This is a genomic window from Streptococcus sp. FSL K6-1323 (genome assembly GCF_038630745.1).
In the GTDB taxonomy this organism is placed as follows: Bacteria; Bacillota; Bacilli; order Lactobacillales; family Streptococcaceae; genus Streptococcus; species Streptococcus salivarius_D.
Map to the genome: position 1 here is coordinate 54,908 of NZ_CP152039.1, position 10,093 is coordinate 65,000.

The following is a 10,093-nucleotide window of genomic DNA, read 5'->3' on the forward strand; positions in this document are numbered from 1 at the left end:
CAGGCTTCTTGTCTTTTATAGGTGTTTCAATTCTTGGTTGAGTTGTTCAATATCCTTTTTCATTTTCCAATAAGAGAAGACCCAAACGAGGAGATAGATAAGGCTGAATTCAATGACTAGCTCCAAGTAGAAAGTTAAACGTAGAGGGAACCATCCGCTGAGGGTAGCTAGTGGAATGAAACCTAGACAGGTCAAGGCGTAGTGAGTGAGGGTTGCACGAAGTAAACTCCACTCAGCCTTACGGAAAATATAACTAGCGACTTCAAAGAGGATACCGATAGCAAACCAAGTGATGAGGCAGTAGGCCAATACCATAGATCCGTGAACCTGATGTGACGTCATCCATTGTCCAATGGCTGAGTGAGGATTTAGAGGCATGTAGCTTGGTGCCCAGATAAGAGACATAATCATGGATACGGCAAGTCCGATAAGGATGCCCTTTGTGCCTGATTTAAAAAGTTGCTTTTTCATTGTAAATTCTCCTTTATTGCTTTGAGGTAACGGCGTGATGAGTAGGTGATTTCCTTGTTTTTAAGGTGAATTTCAACGAGGCCGTTAGGGGTAATGTTGAAGCGTTCAATTTCTTTGAGGTTGACAATCTCTGATTGTGAGATTTTGATAAAGTAAGATGGCAGTTTTTCTAAAACTTGATAGAGACGTAAGCCTAAGTGGTACTCTCCTTGAATAGTTTCAGCTAGAACTTGACGATTTTCGATGTAAATTCTGGAAATAGCATTAGACTCGATGAGATAGGTTTCGCCATCCTTTTTTCCTTTGAGTCGTTGGTTATCATCCAAAGATTCGACAAACTCGACAACTTGCTGAATCTTGGGCGTTCGACTAGGTGCTTGAATCTGCAACATTTCTTCTTGGAATACCGAGTCAATCTGAACTTTTATTTTCATAACTATCCTTTCTTATTGGTAATTGAGGAGGCCTCCTCCCTTTCACACCTTTATTAAACACTATTTACTAGTCCACAGCAATAGCGTTTGTCTATGTGGTTCTATATGGTGTCTAAGTGGTTGAAAATATTTTCGAAAACCCCTATACTTAATGAAAACGTACTGACGAGGTAATCACATGAAATCTATAATGAAATGGCTAGCAGGAATTTTTCTTGCCTGCAGTCTGATTTTGAGCTTTTTTACACCTTTTGAAAAGGCACTAACACTGAACTTGCTTTTGCTTTATTTCTTTGTTAAGCAGTTTATGGATTCGACAAGTTCACCCAAAACCTACCAATGGATTTTCCAAGTCATCTACCTCTTGATTTTTTCTGTGCTCATTTGGTTCAACCTTCGTCATGGGGATATGATTGTTATAGCCACAGCCTTATCTTGGCTAACAGTTGTGTGTGAGTTATGGCTTTATAGGAAGCATTAGTAACAGTTAGAAACAATGATCTCTCAACCTTTTAGAAGGGAAAATAATAATTATGCCAAAAATCATCGAATTACCTGAGGTGTTAGCCAACCAGATTGCTGCTGGTGAGGTCGTAGAGCGCCCAGCCAGTGTTGTCAAAGAGTTGGTGGAAAATGCTATTGATGCAGGCAGCACCCAGATTACCATTGAAGTTGAAGAATCAGGCCTCTCAAAAATTCAAATCACAGACAATGGTGAAGGAATGGCTCAAGCTGATGTGGCCATGAGTTTGCGCCGTCATGCAACGAGTAAAATCAAAAATCAAGGAGATCTCTTTCGTATTCGAACCCTTGGTTTTCGAGGTGAGGCCCTACCATCAATAGCTTCTATCAGCCACCTAACTATTGTGACAGCAGCGGATGGAGAAGCCTATGGGACTAAACTGGTTGCTAAAGGTGGAGAAATTGAGAGTCAGGATCCTATTTCAACACCGGTTGGAACAAAGATTACCGTTGAAAATCTGTTTTATAACACCCCAGCTCGTCTCAAGTATATGAAGAGTTTACAGGCTGAGTTGGCTCATATTGTCGATGTTGTCAATCGTCTGAGTCTAGCTCATCCCGAGGTTGCCTTTACCTTGCTTAATGATGGTCGTCAGTTGACACAGACATCAGGTACTGGAGACCTCCGTCAAGCTATTGCTGGTATTTATGGTTTGACAACGGCTAAAAAAATGGTGGAGATTTCAAATTCTGACCTTGATTTTGAAGTTTCTGGATATGTTAGTCTCCCTGAGTTGACCCGTGCAAATCGTAACTACATCACGATTCTCATTAACGGACGTTATATTAAAAACTTCCTGCTTAACCGTGCTATTTTTGATGGTTATGGTTCTAAACTCATGGTAGGACGCTTCCCTATTGCAGTTATTGATATTCAGATTGATCCCTACTTGGCCGATGTCAATGTTCACCCAACCAAGCAGGAAGTACGTATTTCTAAAGAAAAAGAGCTCATGGCCCTTATCAGCTCTGCCATTGCTCAAAGCCTTAGAGAGCAGGATTTGATTCCTGATGCCCTTGAAAATCTAGCCAAGTCTAGTACCAGAGGTGCAGCTAAGCCAGTTCAAACCAGTCTTCCACTCAAACAAACCAATCTTTACTATGATAGCAGTCGTAATGATTTCTTTGTCAAACCAGAGACAGTCCAAGAAGATATCAAACCTCTTGTATCAGAGTCAGAGTCTCCAGTTTCATCGGTAGAAAATAAACCGCAACCTTCTGTTAAACAGGCACAACGTTCAGTAGATGAAGGTGATAGCGAACACGAAAAACTTGATTATAAAAACAAGTCGAAAATGAAGCGCATGCTTGAAAATCTGGATAATGAGGAAACATCAACCTTCCCTGAATTAGAGTTTTTTGGTCAAATGCATGGAACCTATCTCTTTGCGCAAGGACAAGGCGGACTTTACATCATTGACCAGCATGCTGCTCAAGAACGTGTCAAGTATGAGTACTATCGTGAAAAGATTGGTGAGGTTGACAGCAGTTTACAACAGCTTTTGGTTCCTTATCTCTTTGAATTTTCAGGTTCAGATTACATTAGTTTACAAGAAAAAATGTCCCTTCTTAACCAGGTTGGTATCTATTTAGAACCTTATGGGAACAACACTTTCATTCTTCGTGAACATCCTATCTGGATGAAGGAAGAAGAGATTGAATCAGCGGTCTATGAAATGTGTGACATGCTTCTTTTGACGAATGAAGTGTCTGTTAAGACCTACCGTGCTGAGTTGGCCATCATGATGAGTTGTAAACGTTCAATCAAGGCCAATCATGCTCTTGATGATTACTCTGCGCGTGACCTCCTAGTACAGCTTGCACAGTGTAAAAATCCCTACAATTGCCCTCACGGACGTCCAGTACTTGTCAACTTTACCAAGTCTGATATGGAAAAAATGTTCCGTCGTATCCAAGAAAATCATACAAGCCTACGTGACCTAGGAAAGTATTAAAATTTTTTTTGGTCTTGCTTTACGAATAGGAATGTTAGATTTATAATAGTGGTGAAGAAAAGGAATCTTCTAATGTTTTAGCGGATCATTGTAGGATGATTGCCTGATTTTTAAGTTAGGAGGTAGAGTGATGAGACACCTAACAAAAACTAATAAACACTTTTTACTTGTTGGCTTAACATTTTTAGCGACTAGCTTGATTTTCTATATTTTGGCCTGGTTAGGTCAACCAAGTTTGGAGAATACTCTAGTAAATGTTTCTAGCATTGCCTTTACTTTAGGTCTTGTAACATATATTCTATTAGGTCTAAAGATGATTACAGATACTTTAAAGACGAGTAGTCATCCTTAAAATAGAGCAAACAGAATCCACTTTCGAGTGGATTTTTTGTTACAATAGTACAGCAGTGCTTGAGATGACAAATAAACATTCAAGACAATTATCTTACGAGTATAAAATGATAAAGCAAACCATTGAAGAAACGAACGAGAAAGGAAATCACACGCTATGTATGATTATATCAAGGGAACTCTAGTGAAAATTACCGCCAAGTATATTGTTATAGAAGCAAACGGCTTAGGTTATATTGTCACTGTGGCGAATCCATATAGTTTTTCTGACCAAATGAATCAGACTATCCAAGTCTATCTTCATCAAGTTATTAGAGATGATGCCCACCTTCTTTTTGGTTTCCATACTGAAGATGAAAAAGAGGTCTTCCTTAAGCTTATTTCAGTTTCTGGAATAGGTCCGACGACTGCCCTAGCCATTGTTGCTGTAGATGATAATCAAGGCTTGGTTGCTGCTGTTGATAATAGTGACATCAAGTACTTGATGAAGTTTCCAAAGATTGGTAAAAAGACAGCTCAGCAAATGGTTTTGGACTTGGCAGGGAAATTTGCAGAGTTACCAACAGAAACGACCAAGACGACACCAAGTCAACCTGAAGGGAATCATCAATTGGATGAGGCTATGGAAGCCTTGATTGCTCTTGGTTATAAAGCCACAGAACTTAAGAAAATCAAGGCCTTCTTCGAAGGAACTAATGAAACGGCAGAGCAATACATTAAATCGGCTCTTAAAATGTTGATGAAATGAGGTAAGCAATGGTCAATCGTTGTCGTTGGGTTCCAACAAACAATAAATTATATTGTGATTATCATGACAAGGAGTGGGGAAAGCCTATTGGTGACGACCAAAAACTTTTTGAGCTGCTTTGCTTAGAAAGTTATCAGTCAGGGCTTTCTTGGTTAACCGTTTTAAATAAAAGACAGGCCTTTAATCGTGTTTTTCATGACTATAATATTGAGCGTGTTGCCCAGTTTAGCCTAAGTGAACTTGAAGATGCGCTTCAAAATCCAGACATCATTAGGCACAAACTTAAGCTAGAAGCAACCGTAAATAATGCCAAACAAGTACTAAAAATCCAAGATGAATTTGGCTCCCTGTCCCATTATTTTTGGCATTTCTTTGACGGAAAGCCCTTGATAAATAATGTACCCACATATAAGGACGTCCCATCATCAACTGCTTTATCCCAACAGATTGCCAACAATCTAAAAAAGAGAGGGTTCAAATTTTTAGGACCGACAACTATATATTCATTTTTACAAGCCGCAGGATTTGTGAATGATCATGAAAATAACTGTGACTTCAAATAAATGAGTGGATTTGATTGACAAGACGAGCAAAACATGTTAGTTTATAAACGAACATGTTTTTGAGATTATTTTACGAATAGTAATATAGGTGAACCAATGAAAGCTGAATTGATTGCAGTAGGAACTGAAATCCTAACCGGGCAGATCACCAATACCAATGCCCAATTTTTATCTGAGAAACTAGCTGAACTAGGAATTGACGTGTATTTTCACACAGCAGTAGGAGACAATGAAAGCCGCCTACTTTCAGTTCTTGATCAAGCCAGTCAGCGTAGTGATTTAGTCATACTTTGTGGTGGACTTGGCCCTACTGAGGACGACCTAACCAAGCAAACCCTGGCTAAATTTTTAGGAAAAGAACTCGTTTTTGATGAGGAGGCTAGTAAAAAACTGGATAGTTTCTTTGCTACTCGTCCTAAACACACACGAACGCCTAATAATGAACGTCAAGCACAAATTGTTGAGGGGGCTATTCCCTTGCAAAACCCGACAGGTCTTGCAGTTGGAGGGATTATTACTGCTCAAGGGGTGACCTATGTAGTCTTACCTGGTCCACCAAGTGAACTCAAACCTATGGTGAATCAAGAACTTATTCCAGCTCTTACTGAGAATCACTCAAGTCTTTATTCGAGAGTCCTAAGATTCTTTGGCGTTGGAGAAAGTCAATTAGTGACTATTCTGAAAGAGTTTATTGTTAACCAAACAGATCCAACCATAGCTCCATACGCTAAAGTGGGGGAAGTAACACTTCGCTTGTCAACGAAGGCTTCTTCGCAAGAAGAAGCAGATCAAAAACTAGATGTTTTAGAAAAACAAATTCGTTCGACTAAAACTCTAGATGGCAAATCCTTATCTGATTTCATTTATGGATATGGAGAGTCTAATAGTTTAGCCTTTGAAGCTTTTCGTTTGCTTAAGCACCATGGCAAGACCATCACTGCAGCTGAAAGCCTAACAGCAGGTTTATTTCAGGCTACTATTGCTGATTTTTCAGGAGCCTCACAAGTATTTAAAGGTGGCTTTGTTACTTACAGCATTGAAGAAAAAGCTAAAATGTTGGGTATTCCTTTGTCGCAACTAGAAGAACATGGTGTTGTCAGTCATTTTACTGCAGAAAAAATGGCTGAAGGTGCTCGAGCTAAAACAGATAGCGATTATGGAATTGCACTTACCGGTGTAGCTGGACCAGATTCCTTAGAAGGACACCCAGCAGGTACGGTATTTATTGGTATTGCTGATAGGAATCAAGTAAGGTCAATCAAGGTTGTTATAGGTGGAAGAAGTCGTTCTGATGTTAGATATATTAGTACCCTCTATGCCTTTAACCTAGTTCGCCAAGCTTTATTACAAGAAGACATAATTTAAGTTTGTCTTTAACGATAGAAAGAAGAGGAAAATAAGTGGCTAAGAAAACAAAGAAAACAGAAGAAATTACAAAGAAATTTGGAGATGAGCGTCGTAAAGCACTTGACGATGCTTTGAAGAATATTGAAAAAGATTTTGGTAAGGGTGCGGTTATGCGTCTTGGTGAGCGTGCAGAGCAGAAAGTTCAAGTTATGAGCTCAGGCTCGCTAGCTTTGGATATTGCTCTTGGTGCAGGTGGTTATCCTAAAGGTCGTATTATCGAAATTTACGGACCAGAATCATCAGGTAAAACAACTGTAGCCCTCCATGCTGTTGCTCAGACACAAAAAGAAGGCGGAATTGCTGCCTTTATCGATGCAGAGCATGCCCTTGACCCTGCTTATGCGGCAGCCCTAGGTGTTAATATTGATGAGCTTCTTTTGTCACAACCTGATTCAGGTGAACAAGGTCTCGAAATTGCTGGTAAGCTGATTGACTCTGGTGCAGTTGATTTGGTTGTTGTTGACTCAGTTGCAGCCTTGGTACCTCGAGCAGAAATTGATGGAGATATTGGTGACAGCCATGTCGGACTTCAAGCGCGTATGATGAGTCAAGCCATGCGTAAGCTTTCTGCTTCTATCAATAAAACAAAAACAATTGCTATCTTCATTAACCAATTGCGTGAAAAAGTTGGCATTATGTTTGGTAATCCAGAAACAACCCCTGGTGGACGTGCTCTAAAATTCTATGCATCAGTACGTCTTGATGTACGTGGAAATACGCAAATCAAAGGGACTGGTGATAAAAAAGACCAAAATGTTGGTAAGGAAACTAAAATTAAGGTTGTCAAAAACAAGGTTGCTCCACCATTTAAAGAAGCCTTTGTTGAAATTATGTATGGTGAAGGGATTTCCCAAACAGGTGAGCTTGTAAAAATCGCTAGTGACTTAGGCATTATTCAAAAAGCTGGAGCATGGTTCTCATATAATGGTGAGAAGATTGGTCAAGGGTCTGAAAATGCTAAAAAATATTTGGCAGATCATCCAGATATTTTTGAAGAAATTGATCATAAAGTACGTGTACACTATGGTTTAATTGAACCAGATGAAGAGGATATTGTTGAAGAAGCACAAGTTGAAGAAACATCTGATGAACTTGTTTTAGACCTCGATTCAACCATTGAAATTGAGGAATAAGTGTAAAAGAGCCGACGAGCTCTTTTTTCTTTGTTTTAATTCTAAATAAAAAAGGTCTATGATAATTGAAAAAGTCCCAAAGATTCAAAATAGGTCGCTAGACCGATTTCTTAAATCAAGGACAGTGATAAGATAATAGTATCATGTGACAGAAAGAGAGAATTAACATGATTAAGATTTATACAATCTCAAGTTGTACAAGTTGTAAAAAAGCAAAGACATGGTTGAACAACCATCAACTTCCTTATAAAGAACAAAACCTTGGTAAAGAACCACTTACAAAAGAAGAAATCTTAAACATCCTATCAAAAACAGAGAATGGTGTTGAAAGTATTGTTTCATCAAAAAATCGCTATGCTAAAGCTCTAAATTGTGATATCGACGAGCTCAGTGTCAGTGAGGTGATTGATTTGATTCAAGAAAACCCAAGAATCTTGAAGAGCCCAATCTTAATTGATGATAAGAGATTGCAAGTGGGTTATAAAGAAGATGATATCCGTGCTTTCTTACCACGTTCAATACGAAATGTCGAAAACTCACAAGCACGCATGCGCGCAGCTCTATAAAAAGTAAAAAAGGAGATTCTTGCGATCTTCTTTTTACGTTTACTCTGGCATAGAAAATAAGTATTGACATTAGTTCACAAACTTGATAGACTAATAAAGTCTTAAGGAAATGTCCAGTAACAAAAAGTTTGAAAAAACTTTAAAAAAGTTATTGACAAGACAAGCTAGAGATGATATTATAAATAAGCTGTTTCGCGAGAGACAGCGGACACGAGAAGTGAAAAAACTTCAAAAAAAGTGTTGACAAGACATTCTAGATTTGCTAGAATACAGAAGTTGTCTTAAGAGAGACAAAGACCTTTGAGAACTGAATAAGAAACCAAGTGCAGGGTTATAGAAGAAATTATAACCTGTCAATTTACAAGAATAAATCGTCAGACGACGGTAATGAGTTAACGCTCGAACAATTATTAAATTTTTTAATGAGAGTTTGATCCTGGCTCAGGACGAACGCTGGCGGCGTGCCTAATACATGCAAGTAGAACGCTGAAGAGAGGAGCTTGCTCTTCTTGGATGAGTTGCGAACGGGTGAGTAACGCGTAGGTAACCTGCCTTGTAGCGGGGGATAACTATTGGAAACGATAGCTAATACCGCATAACAATGGATGACCCATGTCATTTATTTGAAAGGGGCAAATGCTCCACTACAAGATGGACCTGCGTTGTATTAGCTAGTAGGTGAGGTAACGGCTCACCTAGGCGACGATACATAGCCGACCTGAGAGGGTGATCGGCCACACTGGGACTGAGACACGGCCCAGACTCCTACGGGAGGCAGCAGTAGGGAATCTTCGGCAATGGGGGCAACCCTGACCGAGCAACGCCGCGTGAGTGAAGAAGGTTTTCGGATCGTAAAGCTCTGTTGTAAGTCAAGAACGAGTGTGAGAGTGGAAAGTTCACACTGTGACGGTAGCTTACCAGAAAGGGACGGCTAACTACGTGCCAGCAGCCGCGGTAATACGTAGGTCCCGAGCGTTGTCCGGATTTATTGGGCGTAAAGCGAGCGCAGGCGGTTTGATAAGTCTGAAGTTAAAGGCTGTGGCTCAACCATAGTTCGCTTTGGAAACTGTCAAACTTGAGTGCAGAAGGGGAGAGTGGAATTCCATGTGTAGCGGTGAAATGCGTAGATATATGGAGGAACACCGGTGGCGAAAGCGGCTCTCTGGTCTGTAACTGACGCTGAGGCTCGAAAGCGTGGGGAGCGAACAGGATTAGATACCCTGGTAGTCCACGCCGTAAACGATGAGTGCTAGGTGTTGGATCCTTTCCGGGATTCAGTGCCGCAGCTAACGCATTAAGCACTCCGCCTGGGGAGTACGACCGCAAGGTTGAAACTCAAAGGAATTGACGGGGGCCCGCACAAGCGGTGGAGCATGTGGTTTAATTCGAAGCAACGCGAAGAACCTTACCAGGTCTTGACATCCCGATGCTATTTCTAGAGATAGAAAGTTACTTCGGTACATCGGTGACAGGTGGTGCATGGTTGTCGTCAGCTCGTGTCGTGAGATGTTGGGTTAAGTCCCGCAACGAGCGCAACCCCTATTGTTAGTTGCCATCATTCAGTTGGGCACTCTAGCGAGACTGCCGGTAATAAACCGGAGGAAGGTGGGGATGACGTCAAATCATCATGCCCCTTATGACCTGGGCTACACACGTGCTACAATGGTTGGTACAACGAGTTGCGAGTCGGTGACGGCAAGCTAATCTCTTAAAGCCAATCTCAGTTCGGATTGTAGGCTGCAACTCGCCTACATGAAGTCGGAATCGCTAGTAATCGCGGATCAGCACGCCGCGGTGAATACGTTCCCGGGCCTTGTACACACCGCCCGTCACACCACGAGAGTTTGTAACACCCGAAGTCGGTGAGGTAACCTTTTGGAGCCAGCCGCCTAAGGTGGGATAGATGATTGGGGTGAAGTCGTAACAAGGTAGCCGTATCGGAA

General features: G+C 40.8%; 10 protein-coding genes and 1 rRNA gene (1 of these 11 only partly in view). 9 read left to right on the forward strand and 2 right to left on the reverse strand.

Translation table 11 applies throughout. From position 1 onward, the window contains the following. Window positions 1–15: 15 nt before the first annotated feature. Complete coding sequence (locus NST80_RS00325) at window positions 16–471, reverse strand: DUF3021 domain-containing protein (RefSeq protein WP_002886315.1); 456 nt, start codon at window positions 469–471, stop codon at window positions 16–18. Further along, entirely contained in the window at window positions 468–905 is a 438-nt protein-coding gene (locus NST80_RS00330) for a LytTR family DNA-binding domain-containing protein (RefSeq protein ID WP_183138045.1), read from the reverse strand. Before NST80_RS00330 ends, NST80_RS00325 begins: the two co-directional genes overlap by 4 nt. Before the next feature lie 178 nt (window positions 906–1,083). Here NST80_RS00330 and NST80_RS00335 point away from each other — a divergent pair, with 178 nt between their 5' ends. The 9 genes from NST80_RS00335 to NST80_RS00375 form a co-directional block, all read left to right on the forward strand. Continuing rightward, window positions 1,084–1,386: a hypothetical protein gene (locus NST80_RS00335; protein WP_038675017.1), complete on the forward strand. Its 303-nt coding sequence runs from the start codon at window positions 1,084–1,086 to the stop codon at window positions 1,384–1,386. Between the two features lie 52 nt (window positions 1,387–1,438). Next, complete coding sequence (gene mutL, locus NST80_RS00340) at window positions 1,439–3,382, forward strand: DNA mismatch repair endonuclease MutL (protein WP_038675019.1); 1,944 nt, start codon at window positions 1,439–1,441, stop codon at window positions 3,380–3,382. A gap of 130 nt (window positions 3,383–3,512) precedes the next feature. Continuing rightward, window positions 3,513–3,734 carry a hypothetical protein gene (locus NST80_RS00345; protein ID WP_038675022.1) on the forward strand — a complete coding sequence of 74 codons (222 nt, stop codon included), beginning with the start codon at window positions 3,513–3,515 and terminating at the stop codon, window positions 3,732–3,734. A gap of 156 nt (window positions 3,735–3,890) precedes the next feature. Then, a complete protein-coding gene (gene ruvA / locus NST80_RS00350; protein ID WP_002886323.1) occupies window positions 3,891–4,481 on the forward strand; it encodes a Holliday junction branch migration protein RuvA in 591 nt (196 codons plus the stop codon). Between the two features lie 8 nt (window positions 4,482–4,489). Further along, entirely contained in the window at window positions 4,490–5,044 is a 555-nt protein-coding gene (locus NST80_RS00355; protein ID WP_002886325.1) for a DNA-3-methyladenine glycosylase I, read from the forward strand. 96 nt (window positions 5,045–5,140) lie between these two features. Then, on the forward strand, window positions 5,141–6,409 hold the full coding sequence (locus tag NST80_RS00360; protein WP_014633777.1) for a competence/damage-inducible protein A: 1,269 nt from the start codon (window positions 5,141–5,143) through the stop codon (window positions 6,407–6,409). 35 nt (window positions 6,410–6,444) lie between these two features. Then, the gene (recA, locus tag NST80_RS00365; RefSeq protein ID WP_002886327.1) at window positions 6,445–7,584 is read left to right on the forward strand and encodes a recombinase RecA; all 1,140 of its coding nucleotides are present in this window, start codon (window positions 6,445–6,447) and stop codon (window positions 7,582–7,584) included. 167 nt (window positions 7,585–7,751) lie between these two features. Further along, window positions 7,752–8,150 carry a transcriptional regulator Spx gene (gene spx / locus NST80_RS00370; protein WP_002886328.1) on the forward strand — a complete coding sequence of 133 codons (399 nt, stop codon included), beginning with the start codon at window positions 7,752–7,754 and terminating at the stop codon, window positions 8,148–8,150. 418 nt (window positions 8,151–8,568) lie between these two features. After that, a 16S ribosomal RNA gene (locus tag NST80_RS00375) occupies window positions 8,569–10,093 on the forward strand (it continues 23 nt past the right edge of the window).

What these genes read in the sequence shown, in the direction of transcription:
- NST80_RS00325 (WP_002886315.1), bottom strand. Translation starts at nt 471, where the DNA reads ATGAAAAAGCAACTTTTTAAATCAGGCACAAAGGGCATCCTTATCGGA.
- NST80_RS00330 (WP_183138045.1), bottom strand. Translation starts at nt 905, where the DNA reads ATGAAAATAAAAGTTCAGATTGACTCGGTATTCCAAGAAGAAATGTTG.
- NST80_RS00335 (WP_038675017.1), top strand. Translation starts at nt 1,084, where the DNA reads ATGAAATCTATAATGAAATGGCTAGCAGGAATTTTTCTTGCCTGCAGT.
- mutL (WP_038675019.1), top strand. Translation starts at nt 1,439, where the DNA reads ATGCCAAAAATCATCGAATTACCTGAGGTGTTAGCCAACCAGATTGCT.
- NST80_RS00345 (WP_038675022.1), top strand. Translation starts at nt 3,513, where the DNA reads ATGAGACACCTAACAAAAACTAATAAACACTTTTTACTTGTTGGCTTA.
- ruvA (WP_002886323.1), top strand. Translation starts at nt 3,891, where the DNA reads ATGTATGATTATATCAAGGGAACTCTAGTGAAAATTACCGCCAAGTAT.
- NST80_RS00355 (WP_002886325.1), top strand. Translation starts at nt 4,490, where the DNA reads ATGGTCAATCGTTGTCGTTGGGTTCCAACAAACAATAAATTATATTGT.
- NST80_RS00360 (WP_014633777.1), top strand. Translation starts at nt 5,141, where the DNA reads ATGAAAGCTGAATTGATTGCAGTAGGAACTGAAATCCTAACCGGGCAG.
- spx (WP_002886328.1), top strand. Translation starts at nt 7,752, where the DNA reads ATGATTAAGATTTATACAATCTCAAGTTGTACAAGTTGTAAAAAAGCA.